27 protein-coding genes, 1 tRNA gene and 1 riboswitch are annotated in these 26,424 nt (G+C 65.1%); of the genes, 17 read left to right on the top strand and 11 right to left on the bottom strand.

All coding sequences use genetic code 11. The features are described 5' to 3' along the window. Positions 1 to 134: 134 nt before the first annotated feature. Positions 135 to 209 (bottom strand) — tRNA-Gln (locus LRP30_RS11320). 256 nt (positions 210 to 465) lie between these two features. On the opposite strand from LRP30_RS11320, the gene LRP30_RS11315 reads away from it, so the two are divergent. Beyond that, positions 466 to 2,241 carry an acyl-CoA dehydrogenase gene (locus LRP30_RS11315; RefSeq protein ID WP_249760348.1) on the top strand — a complete coding sequence of 592 codons (1,776 nt, stop codon included), beginning with the start codon at positions 466 to 468 and terminating at the stop codon, positions 2,239 to 2,241. A 206-nt stretch (positions 2,242 to 2,447) separates the two neighbouring features. Here the strand turns inward: LRP30_RS11315 and LRP30_RS11310 are convergent, their stop codons facing one another. Both LRP30_RS11310 and LRP30_RS11305 read right to left on the bottom strand, forming a co-directional pair. Then, positions 2,448 to 3,686 carry an MFS transporter gene (locus LRP30_RS11310; RefSeq protein WP_249760347.1) on the bottom strand — a complete coding sequence of 413 codons (1,239 nt, stop codon included), beginning with the start codon at positions 3,684 to 3,686 and terminating at the stop codon, positions 2,448 to 2,450. Between the two features lie 15 nt (positions 3,687 to 3,701). Next, entirely contained in the window at positions 3,702 to 3,866 is a 165-nt protein-coding gene (locus tag LRP30_RS11305) for a hypothetical protein (RefSeq protein ID WP_164934634.1), read from the bottom strand. An 82-nt stretch (positions 3,867 to 3,948) separates the two neighbouring features. On the opposite strand from LRP30_RS11305, the gene LRP30_RS11300 reads away from it, so the two are divergent. From LRP30_RS11300 to LRP30_RS11265, 8 genes are all read left to right on the top strand, one after another. Next, positions 3,949 to 4,707 carry an enoyl-CoA hydratase-related protein gene (locus LRP30_RS11300; protein ID WP_128939580.1) on the top strand — a complete coding sequence of 253 codons (759 nt, stop codon included), beginning with the start codon at positions 3,949 to 3,951 and terminating at the stop codon, positions 4,705 to 4,707. Positions 4,708 to 4,871: 164 nt separating this feature from the next. Continuing rightward, on the top strand, positions 4,872 to 6,533 hold the full coding sequence (locus tag LRP30_RS11295; protein WP_249760346.1) for a bifunctional metallophosphatase/5'-nucleotidase: 1,662 nt from the start codon (positions 4,872 to 4,874) through the stop codon (positions 6,531 to 6,533). A 133-nt stretch (positions 6,534 to 6,666) separates the two neighbouring features. Beyond that, on the top strand, positions 6,667 to 7,596 hold the full coding sequence (locus tag LRP30_RS11290; RefSeq protein WP_249760345.1) for a histone deacetylase family protein: 930 nt from the start codon (positions 6,667 to 6,669) through the stop codon (positions 7,594 to 7,596). Between the two features lie 73 nt (positions 7,597 to 7,669). Continuing rightward, the gene (locus tag LRP30_RS11285) at positions 7,670 to 7,921 is read left to right on the top strand and encodes an exodeoxyribonuclease VII small subunit (protein ID WP_008551229.1); all 252 of its coding nucleotides are present in this window, start codon (positions 7,670 to 7,672) and stop codon (positions 7,919 to 7,921) included. Positions 7,922 to 8,525: 604 nt separating this feature from the next. Then, on the top strand, positions 8,526 to 10,454 hold the full coding sequence (dxs, locus tag LRP30_RS11280; RefSeq protein ID WP_249760344.1) for a 1-deoxy-D-xylulose-5-phosphate synthase: 1,929 nt from the start codon (positions 8,526 to 8,528) through the stop codon (positions 10,452 to 10,454). Between the two features lie 181 nt (positions 10,455 to 10,635). Further along, complete coding sequence (locus LRP30_RS11275; RefSeq protein WP_249760343.1) at positions 10,636 to 11,190, top strand: nucleoside 2-deoxyribosyltransferase; 555 nt, start codon at positions 10,636 to 10,638, stop codon at positions 11,188 to 11,190. 28 nt (positions 11,191 to 11,218) lie between these two features. Further along, the gene (locus tag LRP30_RS11270) at positions 11,219 to 11,953 is read left to right on the top strand and encodes a TlyA family RNA methyltransferase (RefSeq protein WP_249760342.1); all 735 of its coding nucleotides are present in this window, start codon (positions 11,219 to 11,221) and stop codon (positions 11,951 to 11,953) included. Further along, positions 11,946 to 13,193 (top strand): methyltransferase, encoded by a 1,248-nt coding sequence (locus LRP30_RS11265; protein ID WP_249760341.1) that lies wholly within the window; start codon positions 11,946 to 11,948, stop codon positions 13,191 to 13,193. Before LRP30_RS11270 ends, LRP30_RS11265 begins: the two co-directional genes overlap by 8 nt. A 31-nt stretch (positions 13,194 to 13,224) precedes the next feature. On the opposite strand, the gene LRP30_RS11260 is transcribed toward LRP30_RS11265, so the two are convergent. From LRP30_RS11260 to LRP30_RS11240, 5 genes are read right to left on the bottom strand one after another with little or no spacing between them, the layout of a single operon-like run. After that, positions 13,225 to 14,076, bottom strand: coding sequence for an ABC transporter permease (locus tag LRP30_RS11260; RefSeq protein WP_128935289.1), 852 nt, complete (start codon positions 14,074 to 14,076; stop codon positions 13,225 to 13,227). A 2-nt stretch (positions 14,077 to 14,078) separates the two neighbouring features. After that, positions 14,079 to 14,927: an ABC transporter ATP-binding protein gene (locus tag LRP30_RS11255; protein WP_249760340.1), complete on the bottom strand. Its 849-nt coding sequence runs from the start codon at positions 14,925 to 14,927 to the stop codon at positions 14,079 to 14,081. After that, entirely contained in the window at positions 14,924 to 15,970 is a 1,047-nt protein-coding gene (locus LRP30_RS11250) for an ABC transporter substrate-binding protein (RefSeq protein ID WP_249760339.1), read from the bottom strand. Before LRP30_RS11250 ends, LRP30_RS11255 begins: the two co-directional genes overlap by 4 nt. A gap of 44 nt (positions 15,971 to 16,014) precedes the next feature. Continuing rightward, entirely contained in the window at positions 16,015 to 17,229 is a 1,215-nt protein-coding gene (locus LRP30_RS11245; RefSeq protein ID WP_249760338.1) for a CaiB/BaiF CoA-transferase family protein, read from the bottom strand. Then, positions 17,226 to 18,161: a hydroxymethylglutaryl-CoA lyase gene (locus tag LRP30_RS11240; protein ID WP_249760337.1), complete on the bottom strand. Its 936-nt coding sequence runs from the start codon at positions 18,159 to 18,161 to the stop codon at positions 17,226 to 17,228. The genes LRP30_RS11245 and LRP30_RS11240 overlap by 4 nt, the downstream gene beginning before the upstream one ends. 89 nt (positions 18,162 to 18,250) lie before the next feature. Here LRP30_RS11240 and LRP30_RS11235 point away from each other — a divergent pair, with 89 nt between their 5' ends. Next, positions 18,251 to 19,159, top strand: coding sequence for a GntR family transcriptional regulator (locus LRP30_RS11235; protein WP_244551254.1), 909 nt, complete (start codon positions 18,251 to 18,253; stop codon positions 19,157 to 19,159). Between the two features lie 16 nt (positions 19,160 to 19,175). Here the strand turns inward: LRP30_RS11235 and LRP30_RS11230 are convergent, their stop codons facing one another. Then, positions 19,176 to 19,775 (bottom strand): hypothetical protein, encoded by a 600-nt coding sequence (locus LRP30_RS11230; protein ID WP_249760336.1) that lies wholly within the window; start codon positions 19,773 to 19,775, stop codon positions 19,176 to 19,178. Positions 19,776 to 19,884: 109 nt separating this feature from the next. Here LRP30_RS11230 and LRP30_RS11225 point away from each other — a divergent pair, with 109 nt between their 5' ends. Further along, positions 19,885 to 20,712 (top strand): nucleotidyltransferase domain-containing protein, encoded by an 828-nt coding sequence (locus LRP30_RS11225; RefSeq protein ID WP_249760335.1) that lies wholly within the window; start codon positions 19,885 to 19,887, stop codon positions 20,710 to 20,712. A 16-nt stretch (positions 20,713 to 20,728) separates the two neighbouring features. Beyond that, positions 20,729 to 21,502 (top strand): enoyl-CoA hydratase-related protein, encoded by a 774-nt coding sequence (locus LRP30_RS11220; protein ID WP_249760334.1) that lies wholly within the window; start codon positions 20,729 to 20,731, stop codon positions 21,500 to 21,502. A gap of 12 nt (positions 21,503 to 21,514) precedes the next feature. On the opposite strand, the gene LRP30_RS11215 is transcribed toward LRP30_RS11220, so the two are convergent. After that, on the bottom strand, positions 21,515 to 22,150 hold the full coding sequence (locus LRP30_RS11215) for a hypothetical protein (protein WP_249760333.1): 636 nt from the start codon (positions 22,148 to 22,150) through the stop codon (positions 21,515 to 21,517). Between the two features lie 177 nt (positions 22,151 to 22,327). After that, positions 22,328 to 23,206 (bottom strand): DUF1194 domain-containing protein, encoded by an 879-nt coding sequence (locus tag LRP30_RS11210; protein WP_128935298.1) that lies wholly within the window; start codon positions 23,204 to 23,206, stop codon positions 22,328 to 22,330. Between the two features lie 241 nt (positions 23,207 to 23,447). After that, positions 23,448 to 23,525, top strand: a riboswitch (Fluoride riboswitch). A 150-nt stretch (positions 23,526 to 23,675) separates the two neighbouring features. Between LRP30_RS11210 and LRP30_RS11205 the strand changes: the two genes are divergently transcribed. From LRP30_RS11205 to clpS, 5 genes are read left to right on the top strand one after another with little or no spacing between them, the layout of a single operon-like run. Then, complete coding sequence (locus LRP30_RS11205) at positions 23,676 to 24,884, top strand: MFS transporter (RefSeq protein WP_249760332.1); 1,209 nt, start codon at positions 23,676 to 23,678, stop codon at positions 24,882 to 24,884. A 19-nt stretch (positions 24,885 to 24,903) separates the two neighbouring features. Beyond that, positions 24,904 to 25,293 carry a fluoride efflux transporter CrcB gene (gene crcB / locus LRP30_RS11200; RefSeq protein WP_128935300.1) on the top strand — a complete coding sequence of 130 codons (390 nt, stop codon included), beginning with the start codon at positions 24,904 to 24,906 and terminating at the stop codon, positions 25,291 to 25,293. A 6-nt stretch (positions 25,294 to 25,299) separates the two neighbouring features. Beyond that, positions 25,300 to 25,728, top strand: a complete 429-nt coding sequence (gene crcB, locus LRP30_RS11195; protein WP_128955339.1) for a fluoride efflux transporter CrcB — start codon at positions 25,300 to 25,302, stop codon at positions 25,726 to 25,728. 2 nt (positions 25,729 to 25,730) lie between these two features. After that, positions 25,731 to 26,072, top strand: a complete 342-nt coding sequence (locus tag LRP30_RS11190; RefSeq protein ID WP_128935302.1) for a DUF190 domain-containing protein — start codon at positions 25,731 to 25,733, stop codon at positions 26,070 to 26,072. Positions 26,073 to 26,115: 43 nt separating this feature from the next. Next, positions 26,116 to 26,421, top strand: a complete 306-nt coding sequence (gene clpS, locus LRP30_RS11185) for an ATP-dependent Clp protease adapter ClpS (protein WP_091893614.1) — start codon at positions 26,116 to 26,118, stop codon at positions 26,419 to 26,421. The last annotated feature ends 3 nt before the right edge of the window (positions 26,422 to 26,424 follow it).

Raw genomic sequence — 26,424 nt, 5'->3', positions numbered from 1 at the left:
AGCGCGCATCTCGCTGAGACCCGGACGGCCGGTCGCGCTCCGATGCGACTTCACTGCGTGACGAGGCCGCGCCAGACCCAGCAGCTCCCCAGCCAGGCCGATTTCGGGAGTGGTCTCAGGCGGGGCGGGCAATCTGGCTGGGGCGGGAGGGATCGAACCTCCGAATGGCGGAATCAAAATCCGCTGCCTTACCGCTTGGCTACGCCCCAACAGGTGACTGAGGGAACGACGGAAGATCGGGCTACCGCGGATTCCCCTCAGGTGCTGCCGGTCTATAGGGAGCGACGCGGCATTTCAACCGCCTGGAGGGCAAAATACCACACGGGCGGGCGACCCTCCCCTCCTCACTCTATATTATAGGCACGGCGATGGCCCCGCTCCCGGCCGGCGCGTCCCTCCCCGGCCATTGAGACCGCCCCCGTTTCATGGGAATACGGCGCCAATATTTGTCCACGGGAGTGAGCCATGACCTACCGCGCGCCGATCTCTGACATGCTGCTGTCGCTCAACCACGGCGCGGGCCTCAAGGCCGCCGTGGCGGCCGGCCATTACGGCGATTTCGACGCCGATATTGCCGCGGCGGTGCTGGAGGAAGCCGGCAAGTTCGCGTCCGACGTGCTGGCGCCGCTCAACAAGGTTGGCGACGAGCACGGCATCAAGCTGAGCGAGGGCAAGGTCACGACCGCGCCGGGCTGGCCGGACGCCTACAAGCGTTGGACCGAGGGCGGCTGGAACGCCGTCTCGGGCCCGGAAGGTTTTGGCGGCCAAGGCCTGCCACTTGCGATCAACGCCGCCTGCACCGAGATCTGGAGCGCCGCCAACCTCGCCTTCGGCCTCTGCCCGCTGCTGACGGCTTCCGCGATCGAGGCGCTGGAGGCGCATGGCCGCGACGAGCTGAAAAAGATCTATCTCGAGAAGCTCGTCTCCGGCGAGTGGACCGGCACGATGCAGCTCACCGAGGCGCAGGCCGGCTCCGACGTCGGCGCGCTGCGCACCCGCGCCGAGCGGCAGGCCGACGGCACCTATCGCATCAAGGGGACGAAGATCTTCATCACCTATGGCGAGCACGACATGACCGAAAACATCGTGCATTTCGTGCTGGCGCGCCTGCCTGACGCGCCCGCCGGCACCAAGGGGATCTCGCTGTTCCTCGTGCCGAAATTCATGGTCAATGCCGACGGCTCGCTGGGGCAGCGCAACGACATCTATGCGAGCGGCGTCGAGCACAAGCTCGGCATGCATGCTTCGCCGACCTGCACCATGACCATGGGCGATCATGGCGGCGCCATCGGCTTCCTGATCGGCGAAGAGAACCAGGGCATGCGCTGCATGTTCACGATGATGAACCAGGCCCGCCTCGGCGTCGGCCTCGAGGGCGTCGGTGTCGCTGATCGCGCCTATCAGCAGGCACTGTCCTACGCCCAAGAACGCAAGCAGGGCCGTGCGGTCGGCAACAAGGGCGACGGCTCGGATGCGATCTTCGTCCATCCCGACGTCAAGCGCATGCTGATGCGGATGCGGGCGCAGACCGCCGCGGCGCGCACCATCTGCTATGCGACCGCGGTCGCGATCGACGTTTCCACCCGCGCCAAGGACGCGAAGGTGCGTGCCGATGCGGCCGCACGCGCGGCGCTGCTGACGCCGATCGCCAAGGGCTATTCCACCGACATCGGCAATGAGGTCGCCTATCTCGGCGTGCAGGTGCATGGCGGCATGGGCTTCATCGAGGAGACCGGCGCTGCGCAGCACTATCGCGATGCCCGCATCACCGCGATCTACGAAGGCACCAACGGCATCCAGGCGATCGACCTCGTCACGCGCAAGCTCGCGGCCAATGGCGGTGCGGCGGTGTGGGCGCTGCTCGACGAACTCTCGGCTATCGTCAGCCAAGTCGAGGCCTCCAACGATCCCGCCTTCGGCACCACCGCCACCAAGCTGCGCGAGGCGGTGGAAGCGCTGACGCGCACCAGCAAATGGCTGTTGGAGCGCGTTGCGTCCGCGCCGAACGAGGCGCTTGCGGGAGCTACGCCCTATCTGCAGCAGTTCGGCGCCACGCTCGGCGGCTGCATGCTGGCCTCTGAGGCGCTCGCCGCCAAGGCCGACGGCACCACGGACGCCGCGCGCTACGTCTCGCTCGCCCGCTTCTTCGCCGAGAACATCACGGTGCAGGCGCCTTCGCTCGAGCGCACCGTGACGGAGAGTGCGGAGTCGGTCGCGGCGGCGGATGCGGTGCTGCTGTAGGCGCGAAGCACTGCCGCGTTTGGGATGGGAGATCTGACCTCCTCCCCGCTGTCATTCCCCGCGAATGCGGGGAATCCAGTACGCCGCGGCTTCTCGATAAGCGACTGACGCCACTGGGTACTGGATCGCCCGATCAAATCGGGGCGATGACACCGAATGTGTGGGACGAGCGTACCACACACGACCGGATTGCGCCGCGCTCCAGGCTACGAAGCTGCGACATCCGCCCTTCCCCCCGGCCGCCACAACACGACGGCCGCCGCGACGAGATCGAGCACCACGCACAGCGCGAACGCCGTCGTGTAATTGCCGGTAAAGCTCCGCACCAGGCCGACGATGCCGGGGCCGAAGGCGCTGACGATGCCGCTGATCGAGGTGCCGAGCCCCATCGCGGCCGCGAAGGCAGAAGCGCCGATCTCGCGCTGGATGATCAGAGGCGGGAACGTGATCATGTTGCCGATCGAGAAGCCATAGACGGCGCAGCACGCCAGCAGCACGGTCGGATTCGTGCTTTGGATCAGCACGAAGAGAGCCGCGGCCTGGCTCGTCATCGACGCCGCGCAGGCGAGCCGCGGATCGAGCCGGTCGACGAACAGGCCGAGCGACAGGCGGCCGATCACCGCCATCGCCGCCATGAGAGTGACGGCGAGGCCCGCGCTGGCGCGCCCGATCAGCGGCTCGAGAAACGTTACCTGATGGATGATGAAGCCCATCTGCGCCAGCAGCGCGATCGCGATCGGCAGCACCATGGTCCAGAACGCTGCGTTGGCGAGCAGCGCCTTGCGCGACTGGCCGGGTGCGGCCGCATCGCCACCGGACGGACGTCCGGCCGGTGCCAGCGAGGTCCCGGCGGGCCAACCGATGAACGTCACGACCACCGGCAGCACCAGCAGCACCATTGCGAACGTGACCGCCAGCATCGCGGAACGGAAGCCGATGCTGCCGGTCAGCGACAGCAGCAACGGGACGAGGACGATGCCGCCGCAGGTCGCACCGTTGAAGGCGAGGCTGAGCGCGAGCCCGCGGCGCCGCTCGAACCAGGAGTTCAGCACGGTCGCGATCACCACGGTGCCCATGCCGGTCCAGCCGACCGACATCAGCGCATAGGCCAGATAGAGCTGCCAGGGCGTCTGCATCAGCGCCAGCAGCACGGTCGAAGCACCGAGCGCCGACAGGCCGCACAGGATCAGCGCGCGCAATCCGATGCGGGCGAGCAGATCGTCGGTGAAGATGACGAGGACGGAGGTCAGGAGGAACGAAAAGGTGCTGGCCGCGGAGACCAGCGTGCCCGGCCAGCCATGGGCGCGCTGCAGCTCGGCGAGATAGACGCCTTGGCCGTAGAGGCCGAAGCCGAACATGAAGAAAGCCATCAGGAAGCAGGCCAGCACCACGCGCCAGCCGCGGTAGTGCAGCGAGGATTCGTCGACACCAGTTTTGGCAATCATCAATCGAGCAATCAGTCAAAGCAAACGGTGCAATGTGCGATCGTGCCCCACAACCAGCGGTTTTTCAATTGAAACATTGTAGCCATTTGTTGCAACGCGCAATAGCGAGACCCCACCGATGCGGCGGGCGCCATGTACCTGCGTCACAAGATCGGCATCGAAAAGCTTGAGCCAGCGCATTGGCACGCCTGCAAGATGATGTAGGCTGACGTTTCGTGAGTCACGCCAAAAGCAAGCGCCGCGGCGACCGCAGGGGGCTCTCATGCCGAATGGCAATATCGTCGTCACCGAAGAGCGTGGAACGCGCGTGATCACCCTGCGTCGTCCAAGCAAGAAGAACGCGATCACGCAGGACATGTATCGGGAGATGAGTCACGCGATCGACACCGCGCAGAACAACTCCGACATTCGCTGCATGATCATCACCGGCGGCTCCGGCGTGTTCACCGCCGGCGACGACATCGAAGATTTCCTGAAGGCCGACGCCTCGCAGCCCGAGATGCTGTCGAATGGCGCCAAGTTTCTCTATTCGCTCGCCCTCAATGCCAAGCCGATCATCGCCGCCGTGGACGGCGCCTCGATCGGCATGGGCACCGTGATGCTGTTCCACTGCGACTATGTGCTCGCCTCGAACGCTGCGACCTTCTCCGCACCTTATATCCATCTCGGGCTCGTACCAGTGGGTGCGGCCAGCCTGCTGATGCCGAACACGATGGGCTACCAGCGCGCCTTCGCGATGCTGGTGATGGGGCGGACTTTTTCCGCCGCGGAGGCGCACGCCGCAGGCTTCGTCAACACCGTGGTCTCGCCGGGACACACCGAGGTCGAGGCGCGCAAGGTGGCGCGCGAGATCTGCCGCTTGCCGGCCGAGGCGGTCGCGACATCGCGCCGACTGCTGCGCGCCCCGCCCGAGGAGCTCACCCGCCGCATCGACCAGGAAGGCCATCTGTTCGGCGAGCGGCTGAAGTCGGAGGAAGCGGTGGCGGCGTTCAATGCGTTCGCGAACCGGAAGAAGCGGTGAAGTGAGCACGCTGCTGCCACCCTCCCCTGGAGGTCACCCCGCCCCGGTTCGCATTTCATGCGAACCGACCCGCCCCCTCAAGGGGCGGGTGGGAGTGCGCGGCAGTCGCCGCACGCAACAGAAGGCTTCGTGAAATCTTCGCGCCGAACGTCTAATCTGGTTCCATGCGACATCTTATCCGCCTGACCGCCTTCGCGCTCGCCCTTACCTTTGCCCTCCGCGCCTCGGCCCAGACCGCCGCGCCGGTCGAGCTGCGCATTCTTGCGGTCAACGATTTCCACGGCAATCTGCGTCCGCCGCCGGGCGGCATTCGCGTCGGAGATCCCGAGGATAGAGCCAAGAAGGTGATGGTGGCGGCCGGTGGCGCCGAATACATGGCGACGCTGGTGAAGCAGCTGCGCGAAGGACACAGGAACACAATCTTCGTCGCTGCCGGCGACCTGATCGGCGCGAGCCCATTCCTGTCGGCGATGTTTCACGACGAGCCTTCGATCGAGTCGCTCTCGATGATGGGTCTTGCGATCACCTCGGTCGGCAATCACGAATTCGACGAGGGCAAGACCGAGCTCTTGCGGATGCAGAACGGCGGCTGCCATCCGGTCGACGGCTGCCAGGGGCCGCATCCCTTCACGGGCGCCAAATTCCGCTATCTCGCGGCCTCGACCATCGAGACCGCGACCGGCAAAAGCGTGCTGCCGCCGTTTGAGATCAGGGAGTTCGACGGCATCTCCGTCGGCTTCATCGGACTGACGTTGAAAGGCACCGCCGGCATCGTCTCGCCCGCCGGCATTTCCGGTCTCGAATTCCGCGACGAAGCCGAGACGGTGAATGCGCTCGTGCCGCAATTGAAGGCGCGCGGGGTGGAAGCGATCGTCGTGCTGATCCACGAAGGCGGCGAGCCTGCCGGCGACTACAACGAATGTCCCGGCATCTCGGGCCCGATCGTCGACATCGTCAAGAAGTTCGATCGCGCCGTCGACGTCGTCGTCAGCGGTCACACCCATCGCGCCTATGTCTGCAATATCGATGGACGGCTCGTCACCAGCGGCGACAAATTCGGCACGCTGGTCACCGCGATCGACCTCAAGCTCGATCCCGCAAGCCGCGACATCGTCAGCGCCAGAGCCGAGAACGTCATCGTCGCCAATGCCTCGCTGCCTAAGGATGCCGAGCAGACCGCATTGATCGAGGCCTACGACAAGCTGTCGGCGCCGATCGCGAACCGGCCGGCCGGATCGGTGACGCAGACGCTGTCGCGCATTCCGAACGAGGCCGGCGAAAGCGCGCTCGGCGACATCATTGCGGATGCGCAATTGCTTGCAACCCGCGATGCCAAGGACGGCGGCGCCGTGATCGCGCTCACCAATCCCGGCGGCATCCGCACCGACATCGTTCCCAAGGAGAACGGCGCGATAACATTTGGCGATGTCTTCGCCAGCCAGCCGTTCCGCAACCGTCTCGTCACCATGACGCTCACAGGCCGCCAGCTCAAGGACTTGCTGGAACAGCAATGGCTCGACCCGAAGCGGCCGCGGATCCTGCAGGTGTCGAACGGATTCAGCTATGCCTGGGATGCGGCGAAACCATTCGGCGAGCGCGTAATGCCGGAGAAGATGACGCTCAGCGGCAGGCCGATCGAAGCTGGAAGCGGCTACCGCGTCACCCTCAACGACTACCTCGCCGTCGGCGGCGACGGCTTTACCGTCGCCAAACAGGGCTCGGCGCCGCAATATGGCGGCTACGACGCCGACGCGCTGTTCGCGTTCTTCCGGGCGCACGGGCCGATCGGTCCGCTACCGCCCACCCGCATCCTGCGGGTGAATTGATCCGGATCAAACGGGCCGGCGCGGGACGACCCTTTGCCATTGCCGTCCAAACGCCTAGATTGGGTTTTGCATTGCGTTTTGGCGCCGGATGCGCCAAGCGACGTCAAGAGCCGTTTTCTGTGAGGCCGACCTGATGAGCACGCTCCTTCTCTCCCACAAGGCCTGCCTCGACCACGTCACGCCGCCGGGACATCCTGAGAGGCCGGATCGTCTGCGCGCGGTGGAGGAAGCGCTGTCGCACGAGCGTTTCCAGTTTCTGGCGCGCGACCAGGCGCCGGAGGGCGATCTCGATCTCGTCACGCTGTGCCACAACGAGCACTACGTCACCGAGCTGCGCCACATCGCGCCGACCAGCGGCCAAGTCTATCTCGATGGCGACACCTCGATGTCGCCAGGCACCTGGGAAGCGGTGATGCGCGGCGTCGGCGGCGCGGTCGCGGCCACCGAAGCGGTGATGGCCGGCGAACATCGCAACGCCTTCGTCGCGGTGCGCCCGCCCGGACATCACGCCGAGATCGGCAAGCCGATGGGCTTCTGCTTCTTCGACAATGTCGCAATCGCGGCGCGCCATGCGCAGCGCAAATTCGGCATCAAGCGCGCGGCCATCGTCGATATCGACGTGCATCACGGCAACGGCACGCAGGACATCTTCTGGTCGGACCCGACTGTGATGTACTGCTCGACGCACCAGATGCCGCTGTTTCCGGGCACCGGCGCCAAGAGCGAGCGCGGCGACCACGACACCATCGTCAATGCGCCGCTCGCGTCCGAGGACGGCGGGCCGGAATTCCGCAACGCGTTCGAAAATCTGATCCTGCCGCAGCTGGAAAAATTCAGCCCCGAGCTCCTCATCATCTCCGCCGGTTTCGACGCGCATTATCGCGACCCGCTGGCCTCGCTGAACCTGCGCGCCGAGGACTATGCCTGGGTGACGCGCAAGCTGATGGACCTCGCCGACAAGACCGCAGGGGGCCGCATTGTTTCGGTACTCGAGGGCGGCTATGACCTGCAAGGACTGAAAGAATCTGTTACGGCGCATGTCGGCGCCCTGATGGGCGCGTGACGGACCCGCCACATTAAGCCCGCAAAATTCTGCTTTTGCTCATGTGAAGCGAATCGGGCAATCGGAAACGGATATGGCCGAAAATACCCAAATCGACGTCTCCAGGCTCACCTTCGAGCGCGCGATCGAGGAACTCGAGACGATCGTGAAGCGGCTCGAAGACGGCAAGGTGCCGCTCGAGGAATCCGTGACGATCTATGAGCGCGGCGAGGCCCTGAAGCGCCGCTGCGAGGACCTGCTGCGTCAGGCCGAGGCCCGCGTCGACAAGATCACCACCGATGCCAGCGGCCAGGCCACCGGCACCGCACCGCTCGACGTCCAGTAAGCCAAGTTCCCCCCTTCGGTTTCTGACCGCGCTTGTCCCTTTAACAGGGCACAGGGAGCGCTGCCGGCTGCATTTTTCATGATCGCACGGCGCCGTCCCTCGAAGCGTGACGGTTCCATGGGGTGGGAGCTGGTCGGGGTCGTTCCGGATCGAGGCCTTCCGAGGGACGAAAAAGATCTGATTCTGGCAAAAAAGTCCGCCAAGAAACCGGACGAGCCCGGAACCCCTCGTCACGGGCCGCAGTTAACCAAGCCGGCCCGCCGGTTGCACCTGCATACCCCCAATCGGCCCGGCGGGTTGGCTTTGGCCCAAGCTTTGGTGTAAAGCTGCGCGGAGTGTGGCTTTTTGTAAGCCTTGCGTGGGCAATGATTACCGACGACAAGCGCTTCAAACTGCTGATGAAATTGGCTGGGACGGGCGAAGCCGATCTAAGTGACAGGGATCACAGAGACTGAACCGGAGCGCACTTAAGCTTACCTAAGCTTGAAGACGGGGCCTGGCCCCATGCAGGTGGCTCCGACGGTTTGGGGACTCGCGCTGCGCCGATATTGAGCAAACCCATCGCGCACCGGAACCTTCCGGCGCTGACAAATTGGAAATGGCCGTGAACGCATACAGTAAAACGCCGCTTCTCGACACCATCCGGACGCCGGAAGACCTGCGCAAGCTCAAGATCGAGCAGGTTCGCCAAGTCGCCGACGAGCTGCGGCAGGAGACCATCGATGCTGTCTCGGTGACCGGCGGTCACTTCGGCGCGGGTCTCGGCGTGGTCGAGCTCACCACCGCGATCCATTACGTCTTCGACACGCCGCGCGATCGGCTGATCTGGGACGTCGGCCATCAAGCCTATCCGCACAAGATCCTCACCGGCCGGCGCGACCGCATCCGCACCCTGCGCACCGGCGGCGGCCTGTCCGGCTTCACCAAGCGCAGCGAGAGTGACTACGATCCGTTCGGCGCGGCGCATTCCTCGACCTCGATCTCGGCCGGCCTCGGCATGGCCGTGGCGCGCGATCTCTCCGGCGGCAAGAACAACGTTATCGCCGTGATCGGTGACGGCGCGATGTCGGCGGGCATGGCCTACGAGGCCATGAACAATGCGGGTGCGATGAACTCGCGCCTAATCGTCGTCCTCAACGACAACGACATGTCGATCGCGCCGCCGGTCGGCGCCATGAGCGCCTATCTGTCGCGGCTCTACTCCGGCAAGACCTATCGCACGCTGCGCGATGCGGCCAAGCAGATCAACAAGCGCCTGCCCAAGATCCTCGCCAACCGCGCCAACCGCGTCGAAGAATACTCCCGCGGCTTCATGATGGATGGCGGCACGCTGTTCGAGGAGCTCGGCTTCTATTATGTCGGCCCGATCGACGGCCACAATCTCGACCACCTGCTGCCCGTGCTGAAGAACGTGCGCGACATGGAGGAAGGCCCGATCCTGGTCCACGTCGTGACCCAGAAGGGCAAGGGCTACGGCCCGGCGGAAGCATCCGCCGACAAGTATCATGCGGTGGTCAAATTCGATGTCGCCACCGGCACCCAGGCGAAAGCAAAACCGAACGCGCCGGCCTACCAGAACGTGTTCGGCCAGAGCCTCGTCAAGGAAGCGCAGAAGGACGACAAGATCGTCGCCATCACCGCGGCCATGCCGTCGGGCACCGGCGTCGACATCTTCAACAAGGCGTTCCCCGACCGCACCTTCGACGTCGGCATCGCCGAGCAGCACGCGGTGACGTTCGCCGCCGGTCTTGCGACCGAAGGCTACAAGCCGTTCTGCGCGATCTACTCGACCTTCCTGCAGCGCGGCTATGACCAGATCGTGCATGACGTCGCGATCCAGAACCTGCCCGTCCGCTTCGCCATCGACCGCGCGGGCCTGGTCGGCGCCGACGGCGCGACCCATGCCGGCTCATTCGACAACGCCTATCTCGGCTGCCTGCCGAACATGGTGATCATGGCGGCGGCGGACGAGGCCGAGCTCGTGCACATGGTGGCGACCCAGGTCGCGATCGACGACCGTCCGAGCTCGCTGCGCTATCCGCGCGGCGAAGGCCGCGGCATCGACATGCCCGAGGTTGGCATTCCGCTCGAAATCGGCAAGGGCCGCATGATCCGCCAGGGCAGCAAGATCGCCCTGCTCTCCTTCGGCACGCGCCTCGCCGAATGCGAGAAGGCGGCCGACGAGCTCGCAGCCCACGGCCTGTCGACCTCGATTGCGGACGCGCGCTTCATGAAGCCGCTCGACACCGAGCTGGTGCTCAAGCTCGCCCGCGACCACGAGATCCTGATCACGATCGAGGAAGGCTCGGTCGGCGGGTTCGGCTCGCATGTCGCGCAGTTCCTGACCGATCAGGGCGTGCTGGACAGCGGCATGGTCAAGTTCCGCTCGATGGTGCTGCCCGACGTGTTCCAGGACCACGACACGCCCGCCGCGATGTACGCCCGCGCCGGTCTCGACGCCAAGGGCATCGTCGCCAAGGTGTTCGAAGCGCTTGGCAAGGACGTCAAGGCCGAGACGGTCAAGCTGGCTTGATGGGTTTCACCTCTCCCGCTCGCGGGAGAGGTCGCGCCGAAGGCGCGGGTGAGGGTTTTTCCTCTTGGGGGTTCTCGCTTGCGGAGACACCCTCTCCCCACCCCTCCCCCGCAGGCGGGGGGAGGAGCAGAGCGCGTGCCGTGGCTCACACATCGATCCAAATTTCTTCGGCTTTACTCCCATGAAGATCTATCTGGCAGGCCCCGACGTGTTCCTGCCGGACGCGGTAGAGATCGGCCGCCGCAAGGTCGATATCTGCACGGCTCATGGCCTTACCGGCCTCTATCCCCTCGACAACGCGATCGACCTCACCGCGCCCGATGTCTCGCGGCAGATCTTTTGCGGCAACGAGGCGATGATGGACGAGGCCGACGCCATCATCGCGAACCTCACCCCGTTCCGGGGCGCTGGCGCCGATCCCGGCACCGTCTACGAGCTCGGCTACATGGCGGGGCGGCGTAATTTCTGCCTCGCCTATTCCAATGACGGCGCCGTCTATGCCGACCGCGTCGGCCGTTTCATGGACGTCGCCTCCGAGGACGGACGGCTGGTCGATGCGCAGGGACTGACAGTCGAGGATTTTGGTCTCGTCGACAACCTCATGATGATCCATGCGCTGGAACTGCACGGCTGCCCGTTGGTGACGCCGGCGCAGATGCCGGTCGATGTCTGGCACGATCTCGCCGCGTTCGAGGCTTGCGTCCGGATGGCGGCTGCGCGATTGATCGCTACATAAGCACCTCAGTCGTGCCCATGAGAGCGTGATGCCCCCTGCCCGCAAGCGCGCGGATGTATTGCTGGTCGAGCGCGGCCTGTTCGAGAGCCGGGCACGGGCGCGCGCGGCGATCGAGGCCGGCCTGGTCACGGCTGACGACAAGCCGGTTTTGAAACCGTCGGAGACGATCGCCGAGGACGCGGTGATCCAGGCCGAGCCGGCGCATCCCTATGTCTCCCGCGGCGGCGTCAAGCTCGCCGGCGCGCTTGAGCATTACCCGATTGAAATCGAGGACCATGTCTGCCTCGACGTCGGCGCCTCCACCGGCGGCTTCACCGAGGTGCTGCTGGCGAACGGGGCAAGCCTGGTGTTCGCAATCGACGTCGGCACCAGCCAATTGCATCCCTCGCTGCGCGATCATCCCAAGATCGTGTCGATGGAGGAGACCGATATAAGGTCCTACGAAGGCAAGCGTCTGCCGGCGCGGCCCGATATCGTCGTCATCGACGTCAGCTTCATCTCGCTCAAGGCGGTGCTGCCGGTGGCGTTGTCGCTGGCGGCGGCACCCATGAGCCTGCTGGCGCTGATCAAGCCGCAATTCGAAGCCGAGCGGAAGCACAACAAGAAGGGCATCATCCGCGACACCGCCGTGCACCGGGAGATCTGTGACGACATCGCGGCCTTTGCCGCTTCGCTCGGCTGCACCAACATCGAGATATTCCCCTCACCGATCACGGGCGGTGACGGCAACATCGAATTCTTCCTGGGCGCGCGCCGTGGTTGAGCGCCTGACGATTGATCATGTCGGCCATCGCGGCGACGGTGTCTGCCTCGACGCCGGCGCAGCGATCTACGTGCCCTATACGCTTGGCGGAGAGACCGTCGAGGTCGATCACGTCGCGGGCCACCATCCCGACCGCCGCAAGCTGCTCGCGGTGGACGTCGCAAGCCCCGAGCGCATTGAACCGTTCTGCCCGCATTTCGGCGTCTGCGGCGGCTGCGCCATCCAGCATTGGGCGGCTGAGCCCTATCACGCCTGGAAGCGCGGCATCGTGGTCGAGACGCTGGCGCAGGCCGGCGTCGATTGCGAGGTGGCGCCGCTGGTCGATGCGCACGGCGCCGGGCGCCGGCGCATCACGCTGCACGGCCGCTTTGGCACGCATGACGTTCTCAAGGTCGGCTTCTCCGCGACGAGCTCGCACGACGTCATTCCGATCCATCGCTGTCCCATCCTCGATCCCGCGCTCGCGGGCGCGATAGACGCCGCCTGGGCGCTGGCCGAACCGCTGACGACCAAGATGCCGGTGACGAAGCCGCTCGACATCCAAGTCACCGCCACCACCAACGGCCTCGATGTCGATGTGCGCGGCTCCGGCCGGTTGCCAACGCCGCTGGTGACGGCGCTGTCCCGCGTCGCCGAGCAGCACCGCCTGGCGCGACTGACGCGGCATGGCGAGCTGGTGCTGCAGCGCCTGCCACCAGCGGTAAAGATGGGCCGCGCTGAGGTGACGCTGCCGCCGGGCTCATTCTTGCAGGCGACCGTCGCAGGCGAAGAGACGCTGGCCGCGCTCGTCGCCGAGCGCGTCGGCAAGGCCAAGGAAATTGTCGATCTCTTCTGCGGCGTCGGCCCGTTCGCGTTGAGGCTGGCGGAGAAGGCGCGCGTGACCGCCTATGACAGCGACGCCGGCGCGATCGCAGCGCTGGCGAAAGCGGCGCGCACGCCCGGCCTGAAGCCGATCAAAGCCCAGCCGCGCGACCTGTTCCGCCGTCCCCTGATGCCGCAGGAGCTGCGCGACGTCGACGCGGTGGTGTTCGACCCGCCGCGCCAGGGCGCCCAAGCTCAGGCACTGAAGCTTGCCGCAAGCAAGGTGCCCGTCGTGGTCGCCGTATCCTGCAACGCCGCGACCTTCGCCCGCGATGCACGACTGCTCATCGACGGCGGCTATCGGCTGGAGGCGGTGGTGCCGGTCGACCAGTTCCGGCACACGCCGCATGTGGAGCTGGTGGCGCGGTTCAGCCGGTGACGCAACCCGCCCCCCAATTCCGTGCGGACTGCTATGTCGACGGCTCGAATTGCGGTTGCCATCGCAGCAGGTAGGACTGGAGCGAGCGCACCGCGATCGCCAGCAGGATGCCGACGAACATCATGACGAAGATGGCGACCATCATCTCGCTGGCATTGGCCCGCGCCTCGGCTTCGATAATGAGCTTGCCGAGCCCGCGCTCGGCACCGATGAATTCGCCGACGATGACGCCGATCAACGCAAAGGACACCGCCGGCAGCAGCGAGGCGAATACCCAGGCGAGCGCGGAGGGGATCACGACCGTGCGCAGCACGGTGAACTCGCTGGCGCCGAGCAGACGAGCGGCGGCGATCTGGTCGCGGTCGACCGCACGCGTTCCCTCGAAGGTGTTGAAGAACACCACGAAGAACACGACCAGCCAGGCGGTCGCGATCTTGGAGAGATCGCCGAGGCCGAAGATCAGGATGACGAGCGGCACCAGCGCGATGCGCGGGATCGAATTGAATGCCACGATGTAGGGCCCGAATACGCGGGCAAGGAAATCCGAACGGCCGAGGATCAGGCCAGCCGCGATTCCGCTCGCCGATCCGAACAAAAAACCCCACCAGGTGTTCTTCAGCGTGACGAGTGTCGCAAGCCACAGATTGTTGTCGTTGCCCTTGATACAGGCGGCAAAGCCGCTGGTATCGGCAAAGCAGCCAAGCCGCAGGAAGCTCTGCCAGATCAGCGACGGCTTGGCGACGAAATAGGGATCGAGGATTTTCGGCACGTAGGCCTTCGGCAGCAGCGCCTTGCTCCATTCAAAGCCCCACTGCCAGATGACGAGAACGGCCGCGAGAATGGCCAGTTGCCAGAACAGGATGACGGTGCGGCTGTTGGACATGGTCAGTCGGCCCTGGTGCGGCGGAACTCTTCGCCGAGCGAATGCCAGATGTGGGAATAAAGGCGGCCGAATTCGGCGGTCTCGCGCACGGCCACGGGATCGCGCGGACGCGGGATGGCGACGTCGAAATCTTCCTTGAGACGCCCGGGCCGCGCCGAGAGCAGGATGATGCGGCTCGCCAGCGTCAAGGCTTCGCCGAGATCGTGCGTCACGAACAGCACGGTCTGCCGCTCGCGTTCCCAGATCTCCAGCAGCGTCTTGTGCATCTCCAGCTTGGTGTGAGTATCGAGCGCGCCGAACGGCTCGTCCATCAGCAGGATCTCGGGCTCCAGGATCAGCGTGCGCATCAAGGCGACGCGCTGGCGCATGCCGCCGGACAGCATGCGCGGAAAACTCTGCGCAAAGCCCGACAGCCCGGCCTTCTCGACCGCCGAAGCGACACGCCCTGCGCGCTCGGTCTTCGGCAGTCCCGCGATCTCCAGCCCATAGCCGATGTTCCGCTCCACGGTTCGCCAGGGAAACAGCGTATCGCGCTGGAAGACATAGCCGACCCTGGGGTTGACCTTGCCGGTCTCGACCGTGTCCGCATCGATCAGGATGCGTCCGCCCGAGCGCGGCAATAGGCCCGCGACCATGTTGAGAATGGTGCTCTTGCCGCAGCCGGAGGGACCGAGCAGCGCGACGAACTCGCCTTGCTTGACCTCGAAGGAGACGTCATCCACCGCCACGAACTCGCGGCCGGACGCGTTGAAGCGCTTGGCGAGCCCCTGCACGGTAATGCGGGTGCGCGCCGCCGCTGTTTGATCCTCGTCGCGCGCGAGCGCGAGGCCCTGACCTGGCGCGGCAATCATTTGTACTTCGCCCTGGCCGCCTGGAGGAAGCTCATGTCGACGACATCCTCGTATCTGGTCTCGGGAATATCGGTTCCCTTGCGGTACCAGGGCTTGGCGCCACGTTCGAACGCGGGCTTGTCGATGACACCGTCATAGGCCCAGGTCGACTTGTCGAAGCCGAGTTCGGCGCTGACCGCGTCGGGATCGATGCCCGAGAAATATTTCGGCGTGACCAGCGCCTGCACCTCGGCGAGCGGCGTCGCCTTCACGAAAGCCATCGCGCGATGGATCGCATTGACATAGGCCTGCACCATCGCCTTGTCCTGCTCGATCGTGTCCTGGAGCGTATAGATCACCAGCACGGGCAACGTCCCGCCGAAATCCTTCTCGAACACGCCGGGCTTGGACGTGTCGTAGATCGTCCGGCCAAAGCCCTTCTTCTCGACCTCGACGATCCAGCTCGGCGGCGCCATGATGGCGTCGAACTGCTTGGTCTGGAGCGAGGGGAACATGGTGTTGGTCCCGCCGCCCGCGACCCAGTTCACCTTGCCGCCGAGCCCGCGCGCTTCGAACACATAAGTGCCGAACACCCAGGTGCCCGACCCGATGGCGGTGGCGGCGACGATCGGCTTGGCGCCATCGGTGCGCTTGTAGTCCGCGAGCTTCTCGACCGAATTGATGCCGCTGTCGTAGAGGTCCTGCCGGACCATGATGCTGGCGTAGGAGCACACCATCTCGGTCGCGAGCAGGATCTTGCAGGGCTTGCCGCGAGCACTGAGCTGGAGCGGGTGGCTGGCGTCGCCATGGGCGAACAGCGCTTGCCCCGCCGCCAGGGTCTGGCGACCGAATGTGCCGGCATTGCCGGTGACGAGCTTGGAATCGAGTCCTTCGTCCTTGAAGTACCCCTTCAGCTCCGCGATCATGCCGATGGCATAGACCGGCGACACCGGTCCGAAGGCGAGCGAGACCTGCTTGGCCTCGGCGCGCAGCTGCCCCGGCAGCAGCGATGCGCCGGCCCATGCGGAGCCCGCGATCAGCGCCTGGCGCCTGGTAATGCTCATGTGCTCCTCCTCCCTTGGTTTCTTTGTTCGATTGCGCCGATCGGTCAGGACGGCGCGACCTTGATCGTCCCTGCCTGTCGCAGCGTTTCGATCTCATTCGGCGACATGCCGATCTCGCTCAGGATCTCGCCGCTGTGCTCGCCGATCTCAGGTGGATCGTAGCGGTTGGGCAGGCGCCTTCCGTCCATGGAAATCGGCAAGAGCGGCGTCTTGGCCTCGCCGCCGTCCGGCAGCCGAATATCGGTCAGGCCGCCGGACTGGTTGAGATGCGGATCATCGAACAGATCGCCGGGCTTGTTCACCGGCGCATAGGGCAGGTCGAGCTGCTCGAGACGCGCGGCGAGATCGGCCTTGTCCCATTGCTTGAAGATCTTCGCGATCTCGGGGATCAGCCAGCCGCGATGATCGACGCGGTCGTTGCTCGTGGCAAAGCGCGGATCAGTGAGCCAGGCTTCTCGATCGAAGGCGCGACAGAACGCCGCCCATTGCTCTTCACCGACGATGGTGACGAACAGTTTCGAGCCGTCCCTGGTATCGAAGAGATCATAAACCGGCCATGGGCTGTCCTTGATCGAATACGGGATCGAGGGTTGACCGCTGACCACTTCGCACATCATGGCCTGCGCCATCAGGAACACGTTGTTCTCGTACAGCGCACTCTGGATGTAGCGACCCCGGCCGGTGCGCTGCCGCTCGGCGAGCGCAGCCTGAATTGCGATCACGCCGAACATGCCGCCCATGACATCGTTGACCGAGGCACCGGCGCGCATGGGACGGTCGGGCAAGCCGGTCATGTAGGCGAGGCCACCCATCATCTGCACGACCTCGTCGAGCGCGAGGCGGTTCTCGTAAGGCCCGGGCAAATAGCCTTTGAGCGAGCAATAGATCAGGCGCGGCGCGAAGGCCGCGACGGTCTCGTAATCGAGGCCGATCCGCTTCAGCAGGCCCGGCCTGAAATTCTCGATCAGGACGTCGCTGTTCTCGATCAGCCTGCGTGCGATCGTCTGGCCTTCCGCAGTCGACGTATCCAGCGCGATGCTGCGCTTGTTGCGGCTGTAGGTGGCGAAGAAGCCGGCGGCGGGTCCCTTGAAATAGCGGGTGCGGTCGCCTTTGGGCGGCTCGACCTTGATCACGTCGGCGCCGAGATCGGCCAGGATCAGGCCGCAGCTCGGCCCCATCACCATCTGGCTGAACTCGATGACCCGCAGGCCTGCCAGCGGACGAAGCTCCGATGGCGTCTCGCGCGCAGCCCTGGTCATGCCGCGCTCCGCAGGACCTTGGGGATGCCGGCCTCGTGCAGATGCCCCGTCAAATGTTTTGCCGGGATATGGCGGGCGAGAATCTCGCGCGTCTGCATCAGGCGGTCGAGGTCGATGCCGGTGGAGAGTCCCATGCGCTCCAGCATGAACACGAGATCCTCGGTGACGATGTTGCCGCGCGCTCCGGGAGCAAAGGGACAGCCGCCGAGGCCGGACACCGCGGCGTCGAAACGGCGGATACCCGCTTCGAGGCCGGCGATGGCATTGGCAAGGCCGGCACCGAGCGTGTCGTGCAGATGCAGCCGCAGCGTCATTTGCGATCCGACCTCGCGCCGCACGGCCGCGACGATCTGCCGGATCGATTTGGGCGTCGCATAGCCGACGGTGTCGGCAAGCCCGATCTCGTCGGCGCGGGCTTCGGCAAAAGCGCGTGCCACACGGCACACCGCCGCCTCGCTCACCTCGCCCTCCAACGAGCAGCCGAAGGAGGTGGAGATCGCGCCCATCAGTTGCGGTCGCTCTTCCACCGACCGGGCGTCGATCGCGGCGCGGACCGCACGAAATCCCTCGATCTGCTCATCGACTGTGCGGCGCACATTGGCGCGGTTGTGCGTCTCGCTTGCCGAGATGACGAAATAGACGGCGTTGACGCCTGCGGCGATGGCGCGCTCGGCGCCCTTCGGGTTCGGCACCAGCGCGCCGATGGTTGCGGACTTGTGCGTGAGCGCATGCGCCATCACCGCATCGACGTCGGCGAATTGCGGCACGACCTTTGGCGGAACGAAGGATCCGGCATCGATCTCGCGCACGCCGGCGGCCGCGATCGTGTCGATCAGCGCGCATTTGGCTTCGGTCGGAACGAAGATGTCCAGGTTCTGGAGACCATCGCGGGGAGCAACCTCGCAAATGTGGACATCGGGCGCGCGCGCCATCGGGCTCTCCCTAGATCGATTGTATATTGTTGCGTAAAAGAACAATTCATGGGACAGTCTGTCAAGCTCTAAAACTTGCGTGCACTGCAATGATCGCATCCGACAGTTCCCGACAGCGCAGCGTCAAAAACGGTTCCGAGCGCGCCGAGCACCTCGCCGGCCTGATCATGGCGCTGGCCCGGCGCGAAGGCATGAAGGCCGGAGACCGCCTAATCGAACAAAGGCTTGCGGATGCGCTGGACCTTTCACGCGCACCGATCCGGCTCGGCCTGAAGGCTTTGGAAGCAGCGGGGCTGGCGCGCGGCGAGCCGCATCGCGGCTTTGTGCTAGCAAAGAATCCCACCAGCGGCGCAGCCCAACCGGCGCTCGCGGCGGTGAGGCGCAACGAGCAGGTTTATGCGACCATCGCAGGCGACGTGCTCGCAACACGGCTACCGGCCGACGTCACCGAGGCCGAGCTGATGCGCCGCTATGGCCTCAGCCGGGCCGAGCTGCAGCGGCTGCTCGACCGGATCGCCGCCGAGGGCTGGATCGCACGTCTGCCCGGCTATGGTTGGCGCTTCGCCGAGACGGTCTCGAATCCCGAAGCCCAGGCCAAGGCCATGGCGTTTCGCGCGGTGATCGAGCCGGCGGCGATCGCGCAGCCGGGCTTTGCGCTGCCGCAGGAGGTGATCGTACGCTTGCGCGAGCGCCAACAACGCGTCTTCGAAGGCGAGCTCGAGAAGATGACGATCGGCGAGGTCTTTCACTCCGGCTGCGAATTCCACGAAGAGATCATCCGCGGCGCCGGCAATCCCTTCTTTCTCGAAGCGCTCAAGCGCGTGAACTCCATCAGACGCCTGTTCGCCTATCGCAGCTTCGCCGACCGCGACGGCATGCGGCGGCACGTGCGCGAGCATCTGCGCCTGCTCGACGTCTTGGAGACGCGGCGCTACACTGAGGCGGCCGACCTGATGGCCCGGCACCTGCAACGCCCGCTGGTGGCGGGCTTGTCGTGATGCCTGTGGGGATTGCTCAGCGACGCAAGCCGCCCAACGCCGGCGACTCGCCGGGCAGCATCGAGGAGTTGATGTCGCTGTCCATGCGTCCCGACTGCTGCTGGATGAAGCCGGCACCGAACGACAGGCTGAGATTGGAGGTCGGCTTGAACTCGACACCCGCGAACGCGCCATAACCGGGCGTGGCGCTGGAGGTCAGCGGCGCCAGCGAGCTGCCGATGCCATTGCCGAACTTCAGCGTGTCGAAGCCGGCGAAGAACGTGACGGGCATGCCGCCCGCCGTCTTGGTGTTGTAGCCAAACTGCGTGCTGTCATAGGATAGCGCGCTGAAATTGCCGGCCGAGCCGGCCTGATTGAAGCCGCTCAAACCAAAATTGCCGCGCTCGCTGCCGACGAAGAAACCGTTCGCATAGCTGGTACGCCAACCCGCATCGCCTGCATTGAAGCTCGAGAAGCCGCCGTAAGTATTGGAACTCTGCTCGGCACCACCACTGAGACCGAAAGGCCCGCCGGGAATCCAATATCGCAGCGGCGCAACTTGCGCATGAGCCGGTGCGCCGGTGAGGCAGAGCAAGGCGAGAGTTGCAAGAGCGCGTGAACGTGCGAAGTTGAACATCCAGGTTACCGTCGAGAGTTTTGCAAATTATACTCCTCGGACATCACCAATGCCAGCGGTGCGACCGCGCCGACGTCACGGCCCCGAGCCTCCCGGAAAGCTGCACCTGATGTCCCACGATCCGTTGCTCACGCGCCTGACATCCGCCTTTGCCGGAGTACCGGGCGTCGAGGCTGTCGTTCTCGGCGGCTCGCGTGCGCGGGGCAGCGGGCACTCCACGTCGGACTACGATGTCGGCCTCTATTTCAAGACGGCGATCCCGCTGGATACCGAACGGCTGCTGGCCGCCGCAAAGGACATCGCCGACGATCCCGCAGCCACGACCGTGACGCCGGTCGGCGAATGGGGCCCATGGATCGTCGGCGGCGCCTGGCTTTCAGTGGAAGGCCGCAAGGTCGACCTGCTCTATCGCAACGCCGACGCGGTCGAAGCGGCGATGGAATCCAGCCGCGCGGGCGTGGTCACCATGGATTATCAGCCCGGCCATCCGCATGGCTTCTGCTCGGCAATCTGGATGGGCGAGATCGCGTATTGTCAGCCTCTGCACGATCCGAAGGGTTTGATCGCTCAGCTCAAATCAATCGCACTTCCCTATCCGCAGGCTCTGCGCCGCGCCCTGATCCGGCGCTTCCAGTGGGAAATCCTGTTCAGCATCGAAAATGCCGAGCTCGCGGCGGCACGTGACGAGCGGACCCACATCGCGGGATGCCTCTACAGATCGCTCGCCTGCATTGCGCAGGTGCTGTTCGCCCTGAACGAACGCTATCTCATCAATGAAAAGGGCGCGCTGCAGGAGGCGGCTGGACTGCCGCTGACGATCCCGCAACTGGAGGAGCAGGCAAACACGGTCTGGCGGCTGATCGGCGACGGTGCCTTTGCGCCCGCTTGTGAGGCCTTGCGCAGGATCGACCGGCAGTTGAAGGTGCTGACATCTTAAAGGTATGGAGAATCCGGTGACATCGGATGGTCCCGTCACTTACGAACGTGCAGGCAACATCGCCCGCATCACGCTGCGCCGCCCGCCCGTCAACGCGCTCAGCCTCGAACTCATCCGCGCGGTGGTCGCGGCGCTCCGCCGCGCCGCGGACGATCCGGAGGCGCGCGTGGTCGTGCTGGCGAGCGCTATCCCTAAGCGCTTCTCGGCGGGCCTCGATCTCGACATCCTGCTCGGCAAGCCCGGCGCCGAGATCCGCGAATTCCTCCAGGCGCTCTATATCGACCTCTACGACGCGCAGTATCGGCTCGGCAAACCGTCGATCGCCGCCGTCGGCGGTGCGGCGCGGGGCGGTGGCATGACCATGGCAGTGTCCTGCGATGTGGTGCTGGCGGCCGAGAGCGCGACGTTCGGCTATCCCGAGATCGACGTCGGCGTCATCCCGGCGATCCACTATGCCCATCTGCCGCGGATCGTCGGACGTCACCGCGCCTTCGAGCTGCTGTTCACCGGCCGCGTCTTCAGCGCCGCGGAGGCGCGCGAGCTCGGCGTGGCCAACCGCGTCGTCGCCGATGCGGAGCTCGAGGCCGAGGTCGCAAGGCTCGCGGCGCAATTCGCAGGCAAATCGGCCGCAGTGCTGCGGATGGGCCGCGCCGCCTTCATGCGCCAGATCGATCTCGACTATCGGCGCAGCATTGCAAGCGCCGTCGACGATTTCTGCAATGTCGCGACGTCGGATGAGGCGCAGGAGGGCTTGAGAGCGTTCGTGGAGAAGCGGCCGCCGAAATGGTGAGGACGGCAGCTTTCAGGCGGTCTTGTCGACGGAAGACGAGGAGTCCGCCGGCGGATATTTCGTCACCGGCACCATGAAGGATTTCGTGCCGACCTGGTAGATGATCTTGCCGTTCTGCCCGTCATCGGTTGCGATCTGCGCCTGGCCGAACATGATGACGTTCTTGTAGACGGTGCCGGTGCCCTGGCGGGTGATGCCGTCGGTGGTGACGCTGACCTGGGCTTCCTTGCCGTTGACCGAGAGCACCTTGAAGCTCGCGCTCTTGCCGTTATCGCTGGAATAGCCGCCCCAGCTTCCCATGAGGCGGCTGTCGGAAGCCGGCGGGTCCTGCTTCTCGAGGTTCGCGGTCTGCTTGCCAGCGCCGCCCACCGAGAACAACAGCACCATGCTCTTGCCGTCCTTGGTGCCGACCGTGACCCCGCCGAACGTGATCAGCGAGCCATTGACCTCGGCAAAGCCGCGCTCGGTATGCCCGTTATGGGTGTACTCGACCTGCGCCCGGGCACCGCGGATGTTCACGACCTTGAAGCCGACGGGCTGGTTGTTGCCCACCCAATTGCCCTTCCATTCACCGAGCAATTTGCTCTGGTGAAAGACCCGCTCATTGGCGGGCGAAATCTGGCTGGTGCTCGACGTGACGATGGCCATGGTCTGCTCGGTGGACGGGTTCGACGCACCCGCTCTCGTTCGCGCGCCCGACATCAACGTCAAAACGGCAGTCGGAAACGAACTGAAACAACCGGATTAGGGCCATGTGCCGGTTAACGAGCGGTTAAATTCAACCGTCGGGCGAGATGAGGCGAAAGGTCCCGACGGGGTACGCTATCAGCGGCCCCAGCGGTCCGACCAGATCTTCTCGCCGATCATGCAACTGACGCGCGGCTCCTTGTCCGCAACCCGCATCACGGGGCGCTCCGGCATGCGGCCAGCGACCTCCATCAGCAGTTTGGTGCGGATCGCTTCCTTGAACTTGTCGCGGTCCTTGATCGTGATGACGAAAGAGCCGGGACCGCCGATGACGCAGTCCTCGTAGTAGAAGTCGAGATTGTCGATATCCATAGTCGAATAGGACGGCTCCTTGACCATGATCGGCAGACCGTTGATGACGATGCCCTTCTCGAGCGCGGCATCGCGCGCCACCGTGACCGGGGTGCCATTGTTGTTGGGGCCGTCGCCGGAAATGTCGATCACGCGACGCAAGCCTCGATATGGATCCTCGTCGAACAGCGGCATCGCAAACATGATCGCGCCGGAGATCGAGGTGCGCGAGGCACGCCGGATCGGCGTCTTCAAGATCTCGGCGGCGACCGCATCGGCGGTCTCGGGGCCGTCGATCAGGCGCCAGGGGATGATGATCTTCTGGTCGCTGGAGGCGGCCCACTCGAAATAGGTCACGGCGATCCGGCCGTTCGGACCGAGCTTCAGCGCCTGGAGGAATTCCTTGGACTGGATCGCCTGCGCGTAGCCTTCGCGCTGGACCGCGAGCTCGTCCATGTCCATGGAGTAGGAGACGTCGACCGCGAGGATCAGTTCGACATCGACCGTCTGTGCATCCTTGTCGGCAGCCAGCCGCTGCGGCTGATTTTGAGACGATTCAGATTTGGGCGGCTCAAATTTAGGCCCTGGCGCCGCGATGCCCGCGACGTCCCCTCCGGCAAGCACGCCGGCCACCAGCACAGCCCCGATCGAGAACAGCAAGCGCATTGCAGCGGTCTCCCGTCGTATGACGCGATGGTGACATGCAATCGCCTTGCCGCAAAGTGCGAAGATCGCTTGCGCTTCACATTCGAGTTAGGATCGCCGCTGTGTTGCCTCGCTTCGCGTGACTGGAACACGCAGCGAGACCGCCACCGTCGTTCCAGAGCTCGCGCGAAGCGCGCAGAATGACGCCTAGGGACAGCGCGGCCGGCCCACTTGTCCGGCGCAATTTCCATGCTAGGCTGGATGCACAGATGGGGATGGAGTCCCCCGACAACCGCCCGGCGGTCGATGATCGTACTGGGCTGATGACTCCTGCTTGAGGTGGGGCAATCTTTGAGCCTCTGCCTTTGGTGGGAGCATGGACCAACCCGCCGATGGCGGGTTTTTTGTTGCCTGGTGGCGAAGGCAGGAAACTGGGCCAGCAAGCCAAGGCCAGGAGAAAGTCAAGCCAAGGCCAGGAGAAAGTGAAGACGTGACCACGACGACACCGAATGCTGCGCGCGCCTCGCTGCCCAGGGGAATCTGGGTGCTCGGCTTCGTCTCGATGCTGATGGACATCTCCTCCGAGATGATCCATGCGCTGCTGCCGGTCTATCTCGTGACCGCGCTCGGGGCCTCCACGCTCACGGTCGGCTTCATCGAGGGCATTGCCGAGGCGACCGCCTCGATCACAAAGATCTTCTCCGGCGCGTTGTCGGATTGGCTCGGCCGCCGCAAGCTGCTCGCCGCGCTCGGCTACGGGCTCGCCGCCTTCACCAAGCCGCTGTTTCCGCTCGCCCCGAGCGTCGGATGGCTGGTGGCGGCGCGCTTCATCGACCGCGTCGGCAAGGGCATTCGCGGCGCGCCGCGCGATGCGCTGATCGCCGACATCGCGCCCATCGGTCTGCGCGGCGCGAGCTTTGGCCTGCGGCAATCGCTCGACACCATCGGCGCCTTCGTCGGGCCGCTCGCGGCCATCGGCATGATGTGGTGGACAGCTGACAATTTTACGATCGTGTTCTGGGTGGCGGTGCTGCCGGCCTTTCTGTCCTTCGGCCTGATCGCCTTCGCCGTGCACGAGCCGGAGCCGGATCCGAACCGCAAACCTGCAACGAACCCGCTCAATCTTGCCGCGATGCGGCAGCTTGGGGCGGTCTACTGGCGCGTCGTCGCGGTCGGTGTCGTGTTCACGCTCGCGCGCTTCAGCGAGGCCTTCCTGATCCTGCGCGCGCAGAACATCGGGCTCAACCCGATGTGGGTGCCGGCGGTGCTGGTGCTGATGAATGTCACTTATGCGCTGTCGGCCTATCCCGCCGGCGTGCTGTCGGACCGGATCAACCGGACCGGCCTGCTCGCGCTCGGTCTGATCTTCCTCGCCGGCGCCGACCTCGCGCTGGCACTGCTCCCGAGCCTTGCAGGCCTCTCGCTCGGCGTCGTGCTGTGGGGGCTGCATATGGGGCTGACGCAAGGCCTGCTCTCGGCGCTCGTCGCCGATGCCGCGCCGCCGAGCCTGCGCGGCACCGCATTCGGCTATTTCAACCTATTCACGGGTCTGGCCCTGCTGGCTGCGAGCGTGATCGCCGGCGCGTTGTGGGATGCCTATGGTCCGGCAGGCACGTTCCTGGCGGGGCTCGGCTTTGCGCTGATCTCGCTCATGGGGCTGCTTGCCGTCGGCAACGGTCTGGCAGCAGAGCAAAAATGATGACGGGGAGTTTTTCGTCGTGCTGAGTGGGGTGCTTGCGATCATGATGGGTAGCATGCTTGGCGGCTGTGCGCGCTATTTCGTGTCCGGCGCGATCGCGCGGCGGTTGGGCGAGACGTTTCCGTGGGGCACCATGACCATCAACGTCACCGGCGCCTTCCTGATCGGCATTTTCGGCGCGCTCGCGACCCATCCCGGCTCGGCCTTCGCCGCGCCCACCCCCTGGCTGTTCGCGGTGACCGGTTTTCTCGGCTGCTACACCACGGTGTCCTCATTCAGCCTGCAAACCCTGACGCTGGCGCGGAGCGGCGAGCCGCTCTCCGCACTCGGCAATGTCGTGCTCTCGGTCGGGCTGTGCCTTGCGGCCGTCAGTTGCGGCTTCCTCCTCGCGGACAGGCTTGGAGGATAGAAGCGCATGGCCGTCCCCTCCTCCGCCGAGCGCTGGCGTAGCGCGATACTCTACGCCTGGGTTGCCGCCGGCAGCATCGTCGGCGGACTGACCCGTTATCTGGTCGGTCTCGCGCTCGACACCGGACCGGGCTTTCCCTTCGCTACGCTGTTCATCAACGCCACGGGGTCGCTGATCATCGGCTTCTACGCGACGCTGACCGGCCCCGACGGCCGCATGCTGGCGCGTCCTGAGCACCGGCAGTTCGTCATGACCGGGTTCTGCGGTGGCTACACCACGTTCTCGACCTTCAGCCTGGAGACCTTCCGCCTACTCCACGGCGGCATGAAGTACACGGCACTTGCCTATGTCGCAGCGTCCGTCATCTGCTGGCTGGTGTCGGCGTGGCTCGGGCATATGATGGCGAGCCGCTACAACCGCTTGACAAGGAGTTGACCATGCAAATCCCCGCTCAGGCCGTTTTGCTCCGGATCTTCATCGGCGAGAGCGACCATTTCGATGGCAAGCCGCTCTATGAAGCGATCGTGATGACGGCACGCGAGCGGCACCTCGCCGGCGCCACCGTGCTGCGCGGTCCGATGGGCTTCGGCAAATCGAGCCGGCTGCACACTTCGAAGATCCTGCGACTTTCCGAAGACCTGCCGCTGCTGATCGAGATCGTCGACAGCGAGGACAACATCAACGCATTCCTGCCCATCCTTGATGGCATGATGTCGAGCGGCCTGATCACCTTGGAGAAGGTGCAGGTCCTGCAATATGGTGCGAAGGCCACGAGCTGATCGCTCCAGCAGGAACCCGAGCCCGCAGTGTCCGGGAGGCGGAATGAACGATACCGTTACCACACCGAAAACCAGGACGAAGACCAAGGTCGAGCGGCCGCGGCTGCACAAGGTCATCCTGATCAACGATGATTACACGCCGCGCGAATTCGTCACCATGGTGCTCAAGGCCGAATTCCGCATGACGGAGGATCAGGCCTACAAGGTGATGATCACCGCGCACAAGCTGGGCACCTGCGTCGTCGCCGTGTTCACCAAGGACGTCGCCGAGACCAAGGCGACGCGTGCCACCGATGCCGGCCGTGCCAAGGGCTATCCGCTGCTGTTCACGACCGAGCCGGAGGAATAAGGC

Source organism: Bradyrhizobium sp. C-145, assembly GCF_023375135.1.
Taxonomy (GTDB): domain Bacteria; phylum Pseudomonadota; class Alphaproteobacteria; order Rhizobiales; family Xanthobacteraceae; genus Bradyrhizobium; species Bradyrhizobium zhanjiangense.
Note: the sequence above shows the minus strand (reverse complement) of the source record. Positions and strands in the feature narration are given on the sequence as shown.